This window comes from Nocardia paucivorans NBRC 100373 (assembly GCF_000308675.1).
Taxonomy (GTDB): Bacteria; Actinomycetota; Actinomycetes; order Mycobacteriales; family Mycobacteriaceae; genus Nocardia; species Nocardia paucivorans.
In genome coordinates, this window is the sequence record NZ_BAGE01000053.1 from 274,001 (window position 1) to 293,533 (window position 19,533).

Annotated in this window: 16 protein-coding genes, 1 tRNA gene and 2 pseudogenes; 10 read left to right on the plus strand and 9 right to left on the minus strand. The window is 68.4% G+C overall.

Annotated features, from left to right (window positions below; genetic code table 11):
• The first annotated feature begins 6 nt into the window (after positions 1 to 6).
• Entirely contained in the window at positions 7 to 849 is an 843-nt protein-coding gene (locus ON32_RS20530; RefSeq protein ID WP_051133498.1) for an enoyl-CoA hydratase/isomerase family protein, read from the plus strand.
• Complete coding sequence (locus ON32_RS20535) at positions 834 to 1,523, plus strand: nucleoside/nucleotide kinase family protein (protein WP_051133499.1); 690 nt, start codon at positions 834 to 836, stop codon at positions 1,521 to 1,523. Before ON32_RS20530 ends, ON32_RS20535 begins: the two co-directional genes overlap by 16 nt.
• Here ON32_RS20535 and ON32_RS20540 read toward each other — a convergent pair.
• The 6 genes and pseudogenes from ON32_RS20540 to ON32_RS20565 all read right to left on the minus strand — a co-directional run bounded on the left by ON32_RS20540 (position 1,504) and on the right by ON32_RS20565 (position 10,122).
• Positions 1,504 to 2,382 carry a PfkB family carbohydrate kinase gene (locus ON32_RS20540; RefSeq protein ID WP_040792565.1) on the minus strand — a complete coding sequence of 293 codons (879 nt, stop codon included), beginning with the start codon at positions 2,380 to 2,382 and terminating at the stop codon, positions 1,504 to 1,506. The two genes, ON32_RS20535 and ON32_RS20540, sit on opposite strands and share 20 nt — an antisense overlap.
• A 6-nt stretch (positions 2,383 to 2,388) precedes the next feature.
• A pseudogene (locus ON32_RS20545) lies at positions 2,389 to 5,645 on the minus strand (acetyl-CoA carboxylase family protein).
• A gap of 289 nt (positions 5,646 to 5,934) precedes the next feature.
• A complete protein-coding gene (locus tag ON32_RS30270) occupies positions 5,935 to 6,783 on the minus strand; it encodes an MSCRAMM family protein (RefSeq protein WP_245551193.1) in 849 nt (282 codons plus the stop codon).
• 240 nt (positions 6,784 to 7,023) lie between these two features.
• A pseudogene (locus tag ON32_RS30275) lies at positions 7,024 to 8,412 on the minus strand (MFS transporter); the annotation flags it as partial.
• A 104-nt stretch (positions 8,413 to 8,516) separates the two neighbouring features.
• On the minus strand, positions 8,517 to 9,224 hold the full coding sequence (locus ON32_RS20560; protein ID WP_040792567.1) for a cyclase family protein: 708 nt from the start codon (positions 9,222 to 9,224) through the stop codon (positions 8,517 to 8,519).
• A 112-nt stretch (positions 9,225 to 9,336) separates the two neighbouring features.
• Complete coding sequence (locus ON32_RS20565) at positions 9,337 to 10,122, minus strand: helix-turn-helix domain-containing protein (RefSeq protein ID WP_051133500.1); 786 nt, start codon at positions 10,120 to 10,122, stop codon at positions 9,337 to 9,339.
• 152 nt (positions 10,123 to 10,274) lie between these two features.
• Between ON32_RS20565 and ON32_RS20570 the strand changes: the two genes are divergently transcribed.
• On the plus strand, positions 10,275 to 11,993 hold the full coding sequence (locus ON32_RS20570) for an AMP-binding protein (RefSeq protein WP_040792640.1): 1,719 nt from the start codon (positions 10,275 to 10,277) through the stop codon (positions 11,991 to 11,993).
• A gap of 56 nt (positions 11,994 to 12,049) precedes the next feature.
• Complete coding sequence (locus ON32_RS20575; RefSeq protein ID WP_040792568.1) at positions 12,050 to 12,967, plus strand: ribonuclease Z; 918 nt, start codon at positions 12,050 to 12,052, stop codon at positions 12,965 to 12,967.
• A gap of 22 nt (positions 12,968 to 12,989) precedes the next feature.
• Here ON32_RS20575 and ON32_RS20580 read toward each other — a convergent pair whose 3' ends face one another.
• Positions 12,990 to 13,874: an NAD-dependent protein deacetylase gene (locus ON32_RS20580; RefSeq protein WP_040792569.1), complete on the minus strand. Its 885-nt coding sequence runs from the start codon at positions 13,872 to 13,874 to the stop codon at positions 12,990 to 12,992.
• A gap of 195 nt (positions 13,875 to 14,069) precedes the next feature.
• On the opposite strand from ON32_RS20580, the gene ON32_RS20585 reads away from it, so the two are divergent.
• The gene (locus ON32_RS20585; RefSeq protein WP_040792570.1) at positions 14,070 to 14,930 is read left to right on the plus strand and encodes a P1 family peptidase; all 861 of its coding nucleotides are present in this window, start codon (positions 14,070 to 14,072) and stop codon (positions 14,928 to 14,930) included.
• A gap of 9 nt (positions 14,931 to 14,939) precedes the next feature.
• On the opposite strand, the gene ON32_RS20590 is transcribed toward ON32_RS20585, so the two are convergent.
• On the minus strand, positions 14,940 to 15,311 hold the full coding sequence (locus ON32_RS20590) for a VOC family protein (protein ID WP_040792641.1): 372 nt from the start codon (positions 15,309 to 15,311) through the stop codon (positions 14,940 to 14,942).
• 88 nt (positions 15,312 to 15,399) lie between these two features.
• Here ON32_RS20590 and ON32_RS20595 point away from each other — a divergent pair, with 88 nt between their 5' ends.
• Positions 15,400 to 15,903 (plus strand): MarR family winged helix-turn-helix transcriptional regulator, encoded by a 504-nt coding sequence (locus ON32_RS20595; protein WP_083874679.1) that lies wholly within the window; start codon positions 15,400 to 15,402, stop codon positions 15,901 to 15,903.
• A 111-nt stretch (positions 15,904 to 16,014) separates the two neighbouring features.
• On the opposite strand, the gene ON32_RS20600 is transcribed toward ON32_RS20595, so the two are convergent.
• Positions 16,015 to 17,067, minus strand: coding sequence for an NAD-dependent epimerase/dehydratase family protein (locus ON32_RS20600; protein WP_040792571.1), 1,053 nt, complete (start codon positions 17,065 to 17,067; stop codon positions 16,015 to 16,017).
• Positions 17,068 to 17,239: 172 nt separating this feature from the next.
• Here ON32_RS20600 and ON32_RS20605 point away from each other — a divergent pair, with 172 nt between their 5' ends.
• The 4 genes from ON32_RS20605 to ON32_RS20620 all read left to right on the plus strand — a co-directional run bounded on the left by ON32_RS20605 (position 17,240) and on the right by ON32_RS20620 (position 19,507).
• A complete protein-coding gene (locus ON32_RS20605; RefSeq protein WP_040792572.1) occupies positions 17,240 to 17,716 on the plus strand; it encodes a Dps family protein in 477 nt (158 codons plus the stop codon).
• A 71-nt stretch (positions 17,717 to 17,787) separates the two neighbouring features.
• Positions 17,788 to 17,872 (plus strand) — tRNA-Leu (locus ON32_RS20610).
• Between the two features lie 109 nt (positions 17,873 to 17,981).
• Positions 17,982 to 18,440 (plus strand): AbrB/MazE/SpoVT family DNA-binding domain-containing protein, encoded by a 459-nt coding sequence (locus ON32_RS20615; protein WP_157224263.1) that lies wholly within the window; start codon positions 17,982 to 17,984, stop codon positions 18,438 to 18,440.
• Positions 18,437 to 19,507: a tyrosine-type recombinase/integrase gene (locus ON32_RS20620; protein ID WP_051133502.1), complete on the plus strand. Its 1,071-nt coding sequence runs from the start codon at positions 18,437 to 18,439 to the stop codon at positions 19,505 to 19,507. Before ON32_RS20615 ends, ON32_RS20620 begins: the two co-directional genes overlap by 4 nt.
• Positions 19,508 to 19,533: the final 26 nt, after the last annotated feature.

A 19,533-nucleotide genomic window follows, 5' to 3' on the forward strand; every position in this document is an offset into this window, starting at 1 on the left:
AAAGGGATGGTCGTGTCCGCTGTATCCGTCGAATATCTGTCCTCCGGTGTCGTCGTGCTGACCCTGGACCGTCCGCATCGACGCAATGCGCTGGATCCGCAGACGGTCGCCGAACTGCACACCGTATTGGACGACCTCAACGGCAAACCGGAGGTTCGCGCGATCGTCATCACCGGCGCCGGGGACGGTTTCTGCTCCGGCGCCGACCTGAAGGCCAACCCTGAGGATTTCACCGCGACCGACGCCGGCCCGACCGCCGCCCTGCTGGCCAGGGTCCGCACCCCGGTGGTTCGGACCCTGGCCACGCAGGAATTGATGGCGTCGGCCTTCGAGAAGATCCACCGGCTCCGGCAACCGGTGATCGCCGCGGTCAACGGCGCCGCCGTGGGCGGCGGTTTCGCCCTGGCCCTGGCCTGCGATATCCGTTACGCGAGCCCAACGGCGACCTTCGGCGCGGTATTCATTCGGCACGGTATCTCCGCGTGCGATATGGGCACCAGCTATCACCTGCCGCGTCTGGTGGGCGCGTCCCGGGCGGCGGAGCTCATGTTGACCGGCCGGGTTTTCGACGCCGAGGAAGCCGTCCGTATCGGGCTGGTCCTCGAAACGGTCGACGCCGACGAATTGCTGCCCCGGGCGATCACCAAGGCCGAGGAGATCGCGCGACACTCCCCGCTCGCGGTGTGGATGACGAAGGAAACCATGTGGCAGACCGTCGATTCCCCGAGTCTGCGACACGCCCTCGATATCGAGAACCGCACGCAGGTGATGTGTAGCGCCACCGGCGACCTCGACGCCTCCTTCGCCGCGTTCCGGGGCGGCGCCGCCACCGAATGGGGGCCGCTCTGACCGATGAGCGCGGCACCGGCGACGACAGGGTGTCGCCGACACGTCTCGCGTCGCGGGTCCGGTCGACGGCGGGAACCGGCCGACGCCATCTGCTCGGCATCACCGGTCCCCCGGGCGCCGGTAAATCGACCCTGGCCGCGGAACTGGCCGCGGCCATCGGCCCGGCCGCACAGGTCGCCCCGATGGACGGTTTCCATCTGCGCACCCGCGAACTCGAGCGGCGGGGCGCGCTCGACCGCAAGGGCCGACCGGACACCTTCGACGTCACCGGCTTCCTGACCCGGTTGAAAAGGTTGCGCGATACGCCACCGGGTGAACCGGTGCCGTGGCCGGTCTACGATCGGGCCCTGCACGACCCGGTCCCGGACGCGCTGGTCTTCGACCGACATACCATTGCGATCGTCGAAGGCAACTATCTGCTGTTGGACCGTCCGGGGTGGCGCGAGGTCCGTGAATATCTGGACGCGGTGTGGTATCTCGACGCCCCGGAGTCGCTGCTCGAACAGCGCCTGCTGCGGCGGCATACGGCCGGCGGGAAGACCGCGCGCCGAGCCCGCGCGATGGTCCGCGACAACGATCTGCCCAATGCCCGTCTGATCGCCGCCGGCCGGGACCGCGCCGATCTTCTGCTGCGCACCGGGGCGGACGGTTCGCTCAGGCGGGTAGTTCGTTGAGGTGTCGCCCCCATTGCCGGGTGCCGAACGAGCGACACGACAGCGTCGCCACGGCCGAGGCGCGTCGGAGGGCGTCGACGAAATCGCCGCTGCGCGGGTAGTGGAAACAGAACGCCCCGTGCAGGATGTCCCCGGCGCCGAGGGTGTCGGCGCCGGGGACGGACACCACCTCGATCTCGCCGCGCCGACCGGCATCGGAATAGCGAATCGGCTCCGCGCCGCGGGTGATGGCGACCCGCGTGGGTCCGAGCGAATGCAGATGGTCGAATGGATCGTCGGCCGGATCGGGGTCGGGTGGGACGAAAGCGGCCGAGCAGATGGCGATATCGACCAGCGGTAGCAGTCGGGTGTGCACATCCTGCCACCGACCCGCGTCGAGCACCACCGGAACACCCGATTCCTTCGCGCAGCCCGCGATACCCACCGCGAGCTCGGGGAGGTGTCCGTCGACGAGCACCAGGTCGGCGTCGGCGACATACGCGGCCCACTCGGGGTCGAAGGGCACGTGAACCCGGGAGGCGTCGAGCGAGACGATCGTTCGCGATTGCGCGCCGAGGGCGACGACAATGGACGACACCGGCGGCGGTTCGGTGCGCTCCGGTGCGGTGTCGACAACCGTCACCCCGTGGGTGCGCAGATCACCGCGCACCACCTCGGCGAGATAATGGCGGCCCAGTGCGGTGAGCAGGGTCGGTGACACGCCGGACAGGATGGCGTGGGCGACCGCGGCATTGCCCGCCGGTCCACCCGCGCCCAGGAATTGATCCCTGGCCCGGGTTTTGGTGTCCTCGGCCGGGTAGCTGTCCACGGCGTAGGCGATATCCAGGGTGCTCAGTCCCACGAACAGTGCTGTGGCCACGCCGGATCACCGGAATCCGGGCCGGGAATCGGCCAGGCGGGCGATCCATCTGCGGGTATCGGCCGGGTCGATCACATCATCGAGTTCGAAGGTGGTGGCCGCGGTGAGCGCCTTTCCATGGGCGTATGCGGTCTCCACCAGCCGGTCGAACAGTTCGGCCCGCTCCCGGGGATCGGTGATCTCCTCGAGTTGTTTGCGGAATCCGAGACGCACCGCGCCCTCGAGACCCATGGCACCGATCTCCCCGGTGGGCCAGGCGATGGTGAACTGCGGGGTGCGCAGGGATCCGGCCGCCATGGCCATGGCTCCCAGGCCGTAGGCCTTGCGCAGGATCACCATGCCGAACGGTGCGCTCATTCGGGCCCCGGCCACGAACAGACGACCGAACCTCCGCACCGTGGCCTCCTGTTCGGCATCCGGGCCGACCATGAATCCCGGGGTGTCGCACAGGGACACCACCGGCAGCCGGTGCTCTCGGCACAAGGTCAGGAAATCGGTGAGTTTGTCGGCGGCCGCACCGTCGATCGCCCCGCCGAGGTGTCGACAGTCGTTGGCGAATACGCCGTAGGCGACCCCTTCCACCCGTATGAGCGCCGTGACGACCCCCACCCCGTAGTCGGGGCGCAGCTCCAGCACCATCCCCACATCGGCGATGGATTCGAGAACTCGGCGCACATCGTAGGCGCGCAATCTGTTCTCCGGGACCGCCTGCCGGGCCGCTCGCGCATCGGGCGCCGCCCAATCGGGGATATCACCCTGGAAATACGACAGGTACCGGCGGGCCGTCGCCACCGCGTGCGCTTCGTCATCGGCCACGATATCGATGACGCCGTTGCGGCGCTGCACCTCGACCGGTCCGATGTCCTCGGGGCGGAAGACACCCAGCCCACCGCCTTCGATCATGGCCGGTCCACCCATCCCGATATTGGCATCGGGTGTTGCGATGATGACATCGCATACTCCGGCCAGCGCGGCGTTCCCGGCGAAGCACCGGCCGGAGACGATCGCCACCAACGGCACCCGACCCCGCAGTTCGGCCAATGCCCGGAAGGTCGGCAGATCCAGGCCGGCGGTCCGCTGCCCGTCGAAATCTCCCGGCCGGCCCCCGCCGCCCTCGGTGAACAGGACGACCGGGATACCGCGGCGGGCGGCGATATCGAGGAGCCGATCGGTTTTGGCGTGGCCGTTCAGTCCCTGGGTGCCCGCCATCACCGTGTAGTCATAGGACAGCACCGCGACCTCGGCGGCGCGTCCGAACAGGTCCGCGCCGACGGTCGCCAACCCGGCCACCAGACCGTCGGCCGGGGTATTGGCGATCAGATCCTCCTCGGTGCGGTGACCGCGTTGCGCGGCCACCGTCAGCGCCCCGTATTCGACGAAACTGCCCGCGTCCACCAGGTCGGCGATGTTCTCCCGCGCGGTGCGCCGATGCAGCGCGTGCCGTTTGGCGACGGCGGCCGGGCGGGCCTCGTCGAGGGTGATGTGGTGGCGTTGGTGCACCTGCGCCAGATCGTCACGGACGGTATCGAAATCCACCTCGTCGGCGACATCCACCGCGTCCGGGTCGGTGTCGACCGGACTCACCACCACCAAGGCGGTATCCGGACCGACGGTCTGTCCGGCCCGCACCAGCACCCGCTCGATCCGCACCGAATCGGGGGCGGCGACCACATGCTGCATCTTCATGGCCTCGAGCAACGCCACTTCTCCGCCTGCGGCCACCGTCGCCCCCACCACGGCCGTCTCGACCACGACACCGGTCATCCCCGCGCGAATCGTCTCGTGGTCGGACTCCGGGTCGGAGTCGGCGGCCGGTGCCGAAATACCGGCCGAGACCAACAGGCGCGGCAGTCGTTCGGCCAGATGATCGGTGGTCACCTCCCCGTTCAGTCGGTCGTCGGCCAATAGCGCGCGCAGCATCCCCAGATTCGTGTCGACACCCACGAGGACGAATTCGTCCAACGCCGCTCGGGCCTTGCGCAATGCGGCGGACAGGTCGACGCGAGAGTGCACGACCACCTTGGCGAGGAGGGAATCGAATCGCGGGTTCACCGTCTCACCCGGCCGTAGATGGGTGTCCACACGCACCCCGGGTCCGGTCGGCGGGGTGAAGGCGGTCAACGTGCCCGCGGTCGGACGCACCGAACCGTCGGCGGCCAGGGACTCGGCATTGACGCGAACCTGGACGGCGACACCGTGGGCGGGCGCAACGGTGTCGGAGGACCCCTCACCGGAATCCGAGCGCACCCCGTCCGGGAGACCCAGCTCCTCGATACCGGCGCCTCGAGCGATCGCGAACTGGACCGCGACCAGATCGACCCCGGTGACCTCCTCGGTAACCGTATGCTCCACCTGGATTCGCGGGTTCACCTCGAGGAAGACGAAACGTTGTCCCGAAACGAGGAATTCGACCGTGGCCACCCCACGGTAGTCGACCCCGGCGCAGACCCGCACCGCGGCCTCGTGCAGCGCCCGCCTCAACTCGGACGAAAGATGCTGCGCCGGAGCGATTTCCACGACCTTCTGATGTCGGCGCTGCAAACTGCAATCCCGGTCGCCCAGCGCCAGCGCCACCGTCCCCGACGCTCCGGGCGCGGCGACGACCTGAACTTCGATATGCCGCGGTGCGGGCATCAAGGCTTCGGCATAGACCGCCGGATCACCGAAACCTAGTTCCGCTTCGGCCACACACGCCCGGTAGGCGTCGTCGAGCGCGTCCGCGCTACGCACCTCGCGCATACCGCGCCCGCCACCACCGGCGAGCGCCTTGATCATGATGCCGTCGGACCGCTCGGCGAAAAAGGCCCGCACCTGTTCCACGTCGGCCGGTCCCTCGACGGCGGGTAGTACGGGTACACCGACGGCCCGCGCGGTGGCGCGGGCGGTGGACTTGTCGCCGAACAACTCCAGCGCCGCCGGATCCGGGCCGATGAAGGACAGGCCGGCCTTCGCGCACAGGCGCGCGAATTCGGCGTGCTCGCTGAGGAATCCGTAACCCGGATGGATCAGATCGGCGCCCGCTTCCCTGGCCGCGGCGACAATGGCCTCCCGGTCGAGGTAGGCGGCGACCCCGGCACCCGGCAGAGGTACTGCTTCATCGGCTGCCCGCACATGCGCGCCCGCCGTGTCGTCGGTGGAGTACACCGCGATCGTGCGCAGACCGAGTTCCCGAGCGGTGCGCATGATCGTACGGCGATTTCGGCTCGATTGGCCACGAGAACCGCAGGCCGGTCGTTCCCGGTCTTCGCCTTCAGCGCCGTCATCCATCACCCTCTACTTCACGGTCGCGCATCTGCGGGCCGGGCCGACTCCGCCGGCCGATACCCGTTCTCGCCCCTCCGATCGGGGGGAGCGCCACCGGTGACACGATACCGGCGAGGGCGCACTCGCCGACCGCACCGGTGACCACGTGGGACGCTTCGCAGCGGTCGGCACCACAGCCGTATCGCTTCGGCGACCACCCACCGACCGCGCCGCCCGCATCGCCGCCCGCATCGATGAACACCCCCCATCCGAGTGGCCGGAGACAACCGGCCGATATTCGTGCGGGGATCAGAGGGGTGTGTCGGACCGTTGCCGCGCCATCGGGTCGGCATCGAGCTCGGCGTTGCGCGCGGCCGGCAGGACCGACGAACGGTGACCCAACTCCACGTCGACACCCGTGACATCCGCGTCGCGCACCTGCACCTGCATCGTTTCCGGCCCGTAGCCCGTGGCGGTCACCGTGTAGATACCCTCGTCGAGGTCGGCGAAGGTGTAGGACCCATCGGGTCCGGTCGTCAGGGTGTCCACCACCTCGCCCCGTGCATCGGTCAGGATAACGTGAGCGTCCTCCAGCGGCCGACCGTCGCGGGTCCGCACCACGCCCGCCAGTCGCACCCCTGGTCGCAACAGCACATCCAGCACGGTGGCCTCCTGTCCGGTCACCCGCACCGGGACGGCGGTGGGGTGGAATCCGAGCGCGCTCACCGCCACCGTGAACTCGCCTTCCGACAGCTCCCCCACCTCGAAACGGCCCATGGGGTCGCTCTCACCGGAGGACAGCACTTCGCCCCGCTGGTCCAGCACCGAAATCCGTGCTCCCACAACCGGCGAACCGTCGTCGGACCTGGTCACCGTGCCGGTGACACCGGCCATGGCGTCCAAGGTGATATCGCAGGCGAGGGGACGGTTGCCGAGGGTGGCGGTCGACGCGTCGGGGCGCCGTCCCTCGGCAGAGGCGATCAGCACATAGGAACCGGGCTCCGGTGCGGCGAGTTCGTAGTATCCGTCGGTGCGGGACCGAGTGCGACCCACCTGGCGACCGGAGGTCGAGATCAGGGTCAACGTCGCACCCGCCACCGCGGCCCCGCGGGTATCGCGCACCCGCCCGAATACGACGGAACCGACCGGCTGCGGCATCGCGTCGAGCGGAGCAATGTACCCGTCCGTCTCGGCGACCGCGCCATGGACCGCGGCGGCCGGTGAAACGCCCACCGCCGCGGAGGGCGACGACCCCGCGCCGTTCGCCGTCGCAACGAGCGCCGGGGATCCCGATCCGAGCTCGCCCGCGTATTCCGCTTCGTCCGTGGTCGCCGGCTCCCCCGCCGGCACCTCGACCGGCCCGCCCTGCCCGTGGACTCCGGCCTCGTCCGTCACAACGCGTCGGGCCGGGATGGTGAGCGCGATCAGCGCGGCGGCCGCGGCGACACCGCAGCCGATCAGCAGACCGGCCTGGAAGCCGCTCTCGGTGGGAATGGAGTGGCCTTTGATCGTGGTGCTGAGTTCCGCCAGCACCGCACCGATCACCGCCGCCGCCACCGAGGTGCCGATCGCGCGCATGAGGGTGTTGAAGCTGTTGGCCGCAGCCGTCTCCGTGGCGGGCACCGCGCTCATGATCAGTGCGGGCATCGCCCCGTAGGCGAAGCCGACGCCGATGCTGATGATGATGGTCACCGCCAACAGCCCCCAGGTGGTGCCCATCAACAACAACGAACACCCGTAACCGGCGGTGATGATGACCGCGCCGGTCATCAGGGTGACCTTGGGGCCGCTACGCGCCGACAACCGAGCGCCGACCGGGGAGATCAGGGTCATCATCAGGCCGGCCGGAGCCATCCACAGCCCCATCTGCACCATCGACTGCCCGAGCCCGTATCCGGTGGACTCGGGCAGTTGCAGCAACTGCGGCACGATCAGCGACTGCGCGTACATGGCCATTCCGAGGACGATCGAGGCGGCATTGGTCAGCAGCACCTGAGGTCGGGTCGTCACCCGCAGATCGACCAGCGGGTCGCGGGTCCACAGCTCCCACCCGACCCACACCAGCAGCGCCACGACCGTCCCGCCGAACAGGCTCAGGATGGTGGTGCTGGTCCATCCCCATGCCGCGCCCTTGGAGACGGCCAACAGCAGACAGACCAGCGCGGCGCCCAGGCCGATCGCGCCCAGCACGTCGAATCGTCCACGCGGACCGTGTTTTTCGATGCGCGGCATGACCGCGAAGATCAACAGTCCCGAGAGCGCGGACAGGCCCGCGACCCCCCAGAACAACACCCGCCAACTGCTGTACTCGACCACCGCCGCCGCCAGCGGCATCCCCAGCGCACCGCCGATGCCGAGCGAGGAGCTGATGAGAGCGATCCCCGACCCCAGACGCCGGGGTGGCAGCAGATCACGCAGCGCGGCGATGCCGACGGGGATGATCCCCACACCCATGCCCTGCAGGCCGCGACCGATGATCATCGGCCACAGCGACGAGGCCAGGGCACAGACCACCGATCCGATGACCACCGGCACCACCGAACCCACCAGGACCAGGCGTTTTCCGAACATATCGCCCAACCGCCCGGAGACCGGAGTGACAACCGCACTGACGAGCAGACTCGAGGTCACCACCCAGGCGGCATTCGAGGCCTCGGTGTGCAGCAGCTGCGGCAACTGGCCGAGCAACGGCACCACCAGGGTCTGTGTCAGCGAGGCCACGATACCGGCGAAGGCCAGGACCGCGAGCAATCCGCCGGGGCGGACGGTGGATTGGGAGGTCTCCACGCACAATCTCCTCAGTACGGCACAGGTGGATCGGTTTGCGTCGTACACATCATATGCACGATGCAAAAGAGTGGAGGCCGAGCACCCACACCGGACCGACCGACCTAGGGAATCAAGGCGAAAATCGTTGCAGGAGAACCTGAACCGCCGCGATATATCGGTCCACCGGCCAATACCCACGCCCCGGTGGTCGGAAGCTCCGCGAGATTGGCCAGGCATTCGAGACCGATTCGGTGTTCGCCGTACAGCAATTTCGACACCGCATACGTCTCGTCGGTGCCCACGTCGGGTCCGAAGGTGTCGATTCCGAGCGCCCCGCGGCGTCCGAGCCGCCCGGTCTCCAACAACCATTCGACGGCGTCGACCGCGAATCCGGGCAGATGACCGGCCGCCGCACCGGTTCCGAAGAACTCCGGACCACCCCATTTCTCATCCCATCCGGTCCAGGCGATTACCGCGGCGCCCTCGGGGATACACCCGTGCACCCGCTCCCATTCCCGCAGATCTTCCCGGGTGATCGCATGGTCGCGGTCGCGGGCGCACGCCGCCCGCACATCGATCTTGACCGCCGGCAGCAGCAGATCCTCGGGGTCGAGTTCATCGGCGGCCGGACCATCGGCGTGGAAATGGATCGGCGCGCCCCAATGCGTCCCGGTGTGCTCACCCTGCTGCACGTACCGCAGGTAGTAGCCCTCGGTGGCGATGGTCGCGACGGTGTCGATCCGGAACTCGGGGTCACCGGGATACAGAGGCGTGGTCTGCGGATCGTGGACATGGGACAGACTCACCAACCGGCCGAAGGGTGCCTTCATGGAGGTGCACCCTAATCGCCGCGGCCGCGAACTCGTCCGCCATGGCCTACGCTCGCGGCGGGTATCGAGGACACGGGCGAATACCCCGTGGCCACCGCCGAACCCGGGTGGGTTACAGCAGTCCCGCGACACGCGCCGCGTGAACGGCGGCCGTGCGATTGTGCACGGCGAGTTTGCGCATGGCGCTGCGCAGATACGTTTTGACCGTCTGCGGGCTGAGTCCGAGCCGGGCGGCGATCTCCATATTGGATGCGCCCACGGCGACGAGCCGCAATGCCTCGATCTCGCGCGGCGCAAGCGTCGTCCCGTTCGCCGGGACGACGGGAGCACCGCCGAGCCTGCGGTGGATACGATCCAGCCGGTCCCGCAATACCGGATCATCGGTTTCGGCAATGACGGCGGCGAGCTCGGTCAGCGGATCGTCCGGCTCCGGGCGCACCTTGTCCTCGATATCGCGCCGCAGCTGATCGGCGACGATCTCCGCAGTGCGCAGCGCGCGATCACCGATGGGCCGGTGGTCACGGACGGCCCCGTAGAGTACGGCGCGCACCGCGCCGCGCACCAGGACCGGTACGGCGAAGACCGAGGTGAGCCGTTCCTGCTGCACCACGATGGGATCGTATTCGTGGGTGATATCGGCGGTGCGGGCATAATCGTCGACGCGGCGCGGCACCCGGTCGCGGAGCACACCGCCGCCCAAGCCGGTTCCGATCCGCACCGGCAGACCGTGCAGCCCGGTTCCGTAGGTGCCGACCAGCCGGCCGATCACGAGCCGGCGCGCATCCGAGGACGTGGTGCCACCGAACACGACGGGCGCACCGCTCAGTTTGGCAAGTCGATGCAAGCGCTCGGGCAGCAGACGGTCGACCCACGTCTGCACCGCGACATCATCGTCCATACCTACTCCCGAGCCTCGTGTCGGTGCGGTCCATGGTGGCAGATACCGAATACCGCCGGCGGCCGCTACCCCCGTGGGTGGGTAGCGGCCGGTCCCGCCGTCGGCGCACGCTCGAGGCGACAGTGTCGTCGGAAGAAGACCGAGGAGTCATCGTGGACGTGACCGCCGCATACCGGGCGAGTCGAGACCAGTTGTTGGCATTGCGCGGCGATCATCCGCGCGCGGTCGCCGAGTTTCGCTGGCCGGACCTGGGCGAACGATTCAATTGGGCGGTGGACTGGTTCGACGCGATCGCCCGGGACAACGACCGACCGGCCCTGGTGATCGTCGAGGAAGACGGTTCCGCATGTCGGCGCAGTTTCGCGGAAATGGCCACCGCCTCCGACCGGCTCGCCGCCTGGTTGTCGGCCCGGGGTGTGCGCCGCGGCGACCCGGTGATCCTCATGCTGGGCAACCAGGTCGAGCTGTGGGAGTCCATGCTGGCGATCATGAAGCTCGGCGCGGTGATCATGCCGACCACCACCGCGGTCGGCCCGGCGGAGCTGATCGATCGGATCACCCGCGGACAGGCCCGGTATGTCATCTGCAATGCCGACGACACCGGCAAGTTCGCGGAAGTGCCCGGCGACTACGGTCGGATCAGCGTGGGTCCGGCCGAAGGGTGGGCGGACCTGCGGGAGGCGGCGTCCGTGATCGCGGACCCGATCCCGCATCCCGGCACCGCACCCGGTGACCCGCTGCTGTATTACTTCACCTCCGGCACCACCTCCCGCCCGAAACTGGTCGAACACACCCAGGTCTCCTATCCGGTAGGCCACCTGACCACCATGTACTTCCTGGGTCTGCGTCCCGGAGACGTGCATCTGAACATCTCCTCCCCCGGTTGGGCCAAACACGCCTGGTCGTGTCTGTTCGCGCCATGGATCGCCGAGGCCACCGTCTTCGTCTGCAACTACCGCCGATTCGACGCGGCGACGCTGCTCGAGCGGCTGCGGCGCTGGGAGGTCTCCACCTTCTGCGCCCCGCCGACGGTGTGGCGGATGCTGATCAACGCCGATCTCGGGCAACGACCTGCCGCGCTACGGGAAGTGGTGGGGGCGGGCGAACCATTGAATCCCGAAGTGATCGAACAGGTTCGGCGCGCCTGGGGGTTGACCATCCGCGACGGATTCGGCCAGACCGAGACCACCGCGCAGATCGGCAACACCCCCGGCTCCGAGGTACGACCCGGCTCCATGGGCCGCGCCCTCCCCGGTGTCCCGGTGGTGCTGGTCGATCCGGTAACCGGAGAACCGCTCACCGGCCCCGGCGAGGGCGAGATCTGCCTCGACCTGGCGCAGCGACCGCTTCCGCTCATGACCGGCTACCGGGGCGACCCCGAACGCAATGCCGCCGCGACAGCCGGCGGCTACTACCACACCGGCGACGTCGCCGAGATCGATGCCGACGGTTACATCACCTATGTCGGCCGCACCGATGACGTTTTCAAGGCCAGCGACTACAAGATCAGCCCATTCGAACTGGAGTCGGTCCTCATCGAACACCCGGCCGTGGCCGAGGCGGCCGTCGTCCCCGCGCCCGATCCGGTGCGACTGGCAGTGCCCAAGGCCTATATCGCGCTAGCTCCCGGTCACGAACCCGACAAGGACACGGCAGAGTCGATTCTGCGGTACGCGCGCGAACATCTCGCGCCCTACCAGCGCGTACGCCGTCTCGAATTCTTCGAACTCCCCAAGACCATCTCCGGAAAGATCCGCCGGGTCGAATTACGCGCCCGGGAGAACGCGGGCGACGGACGGAAAACCGAGTGGCGGGAGGACCAGTTCCCCGCACTGCGCGGCAAGTCCGAGGCGGAGCCGGAAACCGGTTAAGCTCGCCCCATGCCGGCGACCATGGGCGGGTATATTGCCACAGCAGAGGCGCGCTGATGTCGCAGCGCGAGTTCATCGTCCTCGGCACCGCCAGCCAGGTACCCACCAGACAGCGAAACCACAATGGTTACCTGCTGCGCTGGGGTGGCGAGGGCATTCTGTTCGACCCGGGCGAGGGCACCCAACGGCAGATGACGTTCGCGGGTCTGGCGGCGAGCGATATCACCCGCATCGCCCTCACCCACTTCCACGGCGACCACTGTCTCGGGCTGCCCGGGATCGTGCAGCGCATCAATCTGGATCGTGTCGCCCACCCGGTGGACGTCTACTATCCGGCGTCCGGTCAGACCTACTTCGAGCGGTTGTGCGAGGCCACTCCCTACCACCGGACCGTGGGGCTACATCCGCGGCCGGTGGCAGGGCCGGGCCCGTTGGATGCGCCGACCGCGCCGTTCTGCCTCGAGGCAATACCGCTGGCCCATCCCGTGGAATCCTTCGGCTACCGCCTGACCGAACCCGCCGGCCTCCGAATGTTGCCCCACCGCCTCGACGCGCTCGGCGTGCGCGGACCGCGGATCGGTGAGCTCCGTCGACACGGCTCAGTCCGCATCGACGGACGCACCATCACCCTCGCCGAGGTCAGCGAACCGCGTCGGGGCCAGAGTTTCGCCTTCGTCATGGACACCCGGATGTGCCCCGGCGTCCTGGAATTGGCCTCGGGGGTGGACATGCTCGTCATCGAGGCCACCTTCCTCGACGCCGATGCCCATCGCGCCGAGGAGTACGGTCACCTCACCGCCGGGCAGGCCGCCCGCGTCGCCGACGAGGCCGGGGTGGACACCCTCGTCCTCACCCACTTCTCCCAGCGCTACCGCACCCTCGACGCCCATCGCGCCGAGGCCGGCCGCTATTTCTCTGGACGCATCGTCGTCGCCGAGGATCTGAACCGTATCCCCTTCCCACCCCGTCCCTGACTCACGGGTACACGGTCGGCCCTCACGAGCAGGGTGTCGGAACGCCCGCCGCGATGCGCCGGCGCGCCTGGAGGCGGTCGGCGAGTTCGGTGAGCACCGGCGAACACCCGGCGTCCAACCGAAGCGTGGCCGGCTCGTCGCCCCGGGTGGGGCCTCGATTCACGATCGCCACCGCGCTGCCGTTGCGGGCCGCGCGACGCACGAACCGCAACCCGGACATGACGGTGAGCGAGGATCCCGCGACGAGCAGCACCTGCGCCGAGTCGACCAACTCGAATGCCGCCGCGACCCGCTCCTTGGGGACGTTCTCGCCGAAGTAGACGATATCGGGTTTGAGCATGCCCCCGCAGCGCGCGCAGTCGACCATGCGGAATCGGTCGGTCTCGGCGACCACGGCGTCGGCGTCGGGCGCGACCTCGATACCGGTGGCCAGCGCCGCTGTCGCGAAACCCGGATTCGCCGCCTCCAACCGATCGGCCAGCGTCATTCGCGAGATCAATGTCGAACAGTCGAGACAGCGCACCCGGGCGTAGGTTCCGTGCAGGTCGATCACCCGACGGCTACCCGCCTTGGTGTGTAGCAGATCCACGTTCTGGGTGATCACCCCGACGACGAGACCGGCCCGTTCCAGACGTGCCAGGGCACGGTGTCCCGGATTCGGTCGGGCGGCGTCCATTCGACGCCACCCGATATGGTTTCGCGTCCAATAACGCTGTCGGAAGGCCGGATCACCGATGAACTGTTGGTAGGTCATGGGGTTGCGTGGTGGGGAGTCGGGCCCCCGATAATCGGGAATACCGCTGTCGGTGGACACCCCGGCCCCGGTGAGCACCACCACCCGCTTGCCCTCGACCAGTTCGACCAGCCTGCCGACGGGGTCGTCGCGCTGTAGCGCCGTATCCGCCATGCCCCGAGGGTACGCGGGAGCACCGACCACACCGGTCCCCACCGTGTACGACACGATCACGCGGCCACGTCCCCAAGTGATAGTCCCCAGGTGATATCGCACGGGCGTTCCCGGAGACGACAGGCGTCGGCATGGCGGACAGCTCCCCCACTCGCGAGAATGGCGAGGCGTACACGGCACGGAGGGAGTGGAGCGATGATCGCGGTGCCCGGGGTCCGTATCGGTCACTGGACCGACGAGGTCGGCGAGACCGGATGCACGGTGGTGACGTTCCCGGAGGGCACGGTCGCCTCCTGCGAAATCCGCGGCGGAGCTCCCGCGACCCGGGAACTGGATGCGCTGTCGCCGGAGAAGGCGGTCGTCTCGGTGGACGCGGTGGTCCTGACCGGCGGCTCGGCGTTCGGATTGGCGGCCGCCGACGGTGTGATGCGATACCTGGAAGAGCAAGGCCGCGGCGTGCCCACCCCCGCCGGACGGGTTCCGATCGTGCCCACGCTGGCGGTTTTCGATCTGGGCTCGGGTGATCCGACGGCCCGCCCCACCGCCGACAACGGTTATGCCGCCGCGCAGGCCACCCTGGGCGAGCAGCTCCTCACCGGCCGTATCGGCGCCGGCGCCGGCGTCCACACCGGGCACTGGCGAGGTCCGACCGGCCGGCGACCCGGCGGAATCGGATACGCGCAGCGCCGGCTGGGCGATCTGGTGGTGGCCGCGATCTGCGTGGTGAACGCCTTCGGCGATATCGATGACGGCACCGCCGACATATCCCTGGACGCGGTCGCACAACTGGTCGACCCGTTCCATTTCGACAGCGCCCGGGCCCACACCACGATCGGCGTCGTCGTCACCAATGCCCGCCTGGACAAGATGGGCTGCCGGATCGTCGCCCAGGGCGCGCACGACGGCCTGGCCCGAGCGCTGACACCGCCGCACACCCGATTCGACGGCGACGGCTTCGTCGCCGCCGCCACCGGCCGGGTTCCCGCCCATGTGGACACGGTTCGGCTCATGGCCCTGGCCACCGTCACCGAGTCCATCCGTTCCCTCGCGACGTGACCCACCACCTCAGGGCACGGCCGTGAACAGCTCGTAGCTGTGGCCGCCGGGGTCGCGGACATAGACCCCCCGCCCACCGGCGAGGTGGTTGATCCGCCGGTCCCACCCGTTCTCCGGACCGGATCCGTAGTCGACGTCGGGCCATATCGACAACCGGTGCAGGACGGCGTCGAATGTGGCGTCGTCGACGAGAAAGGCGTAATGCCCCGGTTCCACATGTCCACGATCGTCGAAATCGAAGGTCAGATCGTCGTTGACCACCACCGGCACGAACGGCCCCGACGGGGCCGAGACCGACAACCCCATCAGCTCGGCGAAGAACAGCGCCGAGGCCTGCTTGTCTCTGGCCGGCACGATCGTGTGATTCAGCACGATGGACACCGCGAACCTCCTGATCACCAGGGCTTCATAGCCCTATTCATATGCGATATGCATACAAATATACGTGCAAAACTCATATGATGATGGAGTGAGCACCGGCAATATCCCACCCCCCGAGTCCACGGACCCCACCGCCGATGGTGGGCCGGCACTGTTTCGCCTGGTCCGCTTCTGGTCACGCCGATGGGCCGCTCGGGCCTACGCCACGACCCCGACCGAACCGGACACGGATACGCGTCGGATCCAATACATCCAGGTCCTGGAGGCCGTCGACGCCGGGTTACGCATGGGCGGCGAAGTCACCGTCACCACCGTCGCAGACCAACTCGGCCTCGACCACTCCGGCGCCAGCCGCATGGTCCGAGACACGGTCACCGCCGGTTTCCTCGTCCGCGCCGACTCCGTCCACGACCGCAGACGGGTGGTCCTACAGCTCACCGACGAGGGACGACACCTACTCGCCGAAGCGCACACCTGGCAACGCCGATGCTTCGACGAACTCACCGCGTCCTGGCCCGACCACGACCGCTGCCGATTCGCCGCATATCTCCAACGCCTGGCCGACGAAACAACCACCGACCCCCGACGATGAACACCGCCCCACCAGGAAAACGCGGCGACACCGGCCGAGAAACCTCCGCCGAACGTACCGGTACAACCGCCCCGGAACGTCCCTCTATCGACCCCGCACCGATCTTTGTCGCTACACGCTCGGTGCCCCCACCGCGGCCGACGCCCGCAACGGCGCGAACGCGAACCGGGTGAGCCCGTCCACCGGATCCACCCGCGCCGTGAACCCCAGCAGCCGCTGCGCCCGGGTCGGATCGGCGACGATATGCCGAACATCGCCGGGCCGCACCTGTCCGGTCACCACGGGAGCCGGCCCACCCTGCGCCTCGGCCAACGTCCTGGCCACCTCACCGATCGTGATCGGACGCCCCGAACAGATATTCAACGGCACGAACCCCGGCAACCCCCGTTCCACCGCGGCCACATTCGCCGCCGCCACATCCTCGACATGCACGAAGTCGCGCATCTGGCCACCGTCCTCGAATACCCGCGGCGGCCGGCCCGCCGCCAATGCGGAACGGAAGATCGCCGCCACCCCCGAATACGGGGTATCCCGTGGCATATCGTCACCGTAGACATTGTGGTAACGCAACGCCGTCACCGAACCACCGGTGGCCGACGCCCATGCCGCCGCATAGTTCTCCTGCGCCACCTTGCTCGCCGCATACAGGCTGCGCGGCCGCGCCGGCGTGTCCTCCGGCACCGGAACCCATTCCAGAACCTCCTGCCCCACCCGATGCTCGAACATTCCCGCCGCGAGATCCTCCCGCCGCCGCGCCCCCACCGCCACGACCCCACACCGCCGCCCCCGATACCGTCCCTCGCCGTAGACCACCATCGATGAGGCCAACACCAGCCGCGAACAGCCCACCCGATCCATCGCCGCCAACAACACGGCCGTCCCGTAATCGTTGTGACTCGCATACGCCGGCGCGTCCTGCGGGCTCACCCCCGCCCCGACCACCGCCGCCTGATGGCACACCACATCCACCCCGCGCAACACCCGGTCCATCGCCTCGCCATCACGGACATCCACCCGCTGCACCCCCTCCGGCGGCGCCACCCCCACACCATGCGCCGCCGGGAGCATGAGATCCACCGCGACGACCTCGTACCCCCGCTCCACCAGCGCACGACGAATATGGGACCCGATGAAACCGGCCGCTCCGGTCAGCAGTACTCGCACACCACACGATCCTGCCCGTTCGACACGGCGAACCGGGGTAACCCGACCGTGAAGTCACGATTTAGTCATATCTGCCCGCCCCGGACCCACCCCGAGACGAGAGGTTTACCTGTCCACCAACGGGTATGACGGGTCATGACGGCCGAATCGACAAAGAGGAAGGCACAAACAGATGTCCGTCCCCATCAAGAGCACCCTCGACGCCGAAGCGCAGCGCATCACCGGCGACGCCCTGCGCGCCACCGTGGTCGACCTCATCGATCTGTCGTTGATCGCCAAACAGGCCCACTGGAACGTCATCGGCACCAACTTCCGCTCCGTCCACCTCGCCCTGGACGAGCTGGTGAGCGCAGCCCGCGAATACACCGACTCCGCCGCCGAACGCGCCACCGCCATCGGCGTCAGCCCCGACGGACGCGCCGCCACGGTCGCCAAGGAAGCCGGTCTCGCCTTCCCCGACGGCTGGCAGAAGGACACCGACGTCATCAACGCCGTCGTCGACAACCTGGCCACCGTCATCTCCCGCCTCCGCGAGCGCATCGACGCCACCGAGAAGACCGATCCGGTGACCCAGGACCTCTTCATCGAAATAGCCGGCCGCCTCGAACAACTGCACTGGATGTGGCAGGCACAGGTCTCCCAGGTCTGATCGGAACCCCCACGCCCGACCCGCGATTTGGTTCTACACCCACCCATCCGATACTCTTGCGGAGCACACCGGTCCGGGTGGCGGAATGGCAGACGCGCTAGCTTGAGGTGCTAGTGCCCGTTATAGGGCGTGGGGGTTCAAGTCCCCCTCCGGACACAAAAACGACGCAGTTTTGCCCCAGAAACGGTGTTCAGGCGCTGCCTGGACACCCATTTTTTTCTCAACGCTGCGACCTGCGGTTTCACCCCGATCGGGGGTGAAAATTGTGACCGGTGACACACTGCGGCCGCTGCTGCCCTCCTTCACCGCACGGCCCGGTTTCGGCGATCCGTCCACCTTCGCCTCCGGCCCGGCTCTGCCGATGGCTACGGTCGAGCAACCTGCACGCTCGACGGCCGTGTACAGCATCCGCCCGGTCGATACCAACGGTCGCGTTGTCGACAAAGCGATCGTCGACGCCCTGGGCTGGCGGCCCGGCGACCTGCTGTCCTGGCGGGTGACCGGCGGTCTGGTCTTGATCACCCGCCCTGGGCACGGTCGCCGTGGCGTCACCAAATACGGCCACATCTGTCTGCCCGCCGCCACACGCCACGCGGCGGGCATCCGCATCCGTGACCGCGTGCTACTCGCTGCCGACCCCGACCACGCCCTGCTGGTGGTCTATCCCGCCACCGTCCTCGACGACATCCTCGCGCGCCGCTTCGCTGAAGGAACCCCACAATGAGCCCCCGCACCACCGCCGATATCGCCGCGGTGCAGATGATGATGGACCGACTCGGCCTCACAGTCACCGACCTCACCAGTAGTGCCGGTACCCAGACCTCATGTCCCTCACCGACGTTCGCCGACTACATCCCCACCGTCCTGTCATCCATGCCCGAAGGGCGCACCCGCGAGCACTACCGCACCTACTGGAACAAGATCCTCACCCAACCCGGCTGGGCAGACCGCCGCCTCGACAAACCCACCCCCGCGGACCTGCAGGTGCTGTGTGAACAGATCCGCACCACCCGCGTTATCCGGCGCAGCGACCGCGGCGGCAACGATGTCGTGCGCCACGTCATCGACGCCCTGCGGAAGCTGTACAAGCACGCCGAGGACAGCCGTCTCATCGACCCCCGCGACAACCCCGCCACCCGGTTGTCCAAACCCCGACGCACACGGTCGAACCGTCGTGCCCTGTCCCCCGACCTGCTCGCCCAGATCGTGCACGTCGCCGCGACCACCGGCAACGATCCCGAACTCGACAGCCTGCTGCTGCGGTTGCACACCGAAACCGCGTGCCGCCGCGCCGGAGCCCTGGCGCTGCGCCCTCAGGATCTGGACCCGGTGCAGTCGGTGATCCTGCTGCGGGAAAAGGGCGGCACCCAGCTGTGGCAACCGATCTCACCCACCTTGATGCGGGCCCTGTGCCGCCACGCCGAACACCGCGGCGCCGCCGCCTCCGAGCAACTGCTGCGGGCCCGCACCGGCAACCCGATCACCCGCCGCCGCTACAACCACCTGTTCGAACGCCTCGGCACACACCTGCCCTGGGTCCACACCCACGGCATCTCGATCCACTGGCTACGCCACACCACCATCACCTGGGTCGAACGCCACTACGGCACCGCCATCGCCCGCGAATTCGCCCGCCACAGCCACACCGGCGCCGGAGTCACCGGCATCTACACCACCGCAACCATCACCGAAGTCGCCACCGCCGTGGCCCACCTCACCGGAGAACCCCACCCACTCGCCACCGCAGCCCCACACGCACCGGCATCGGGTAGCCCGGACCAAACCGGTTGAGGCAGAAGCGGCCACGGACAATCTCT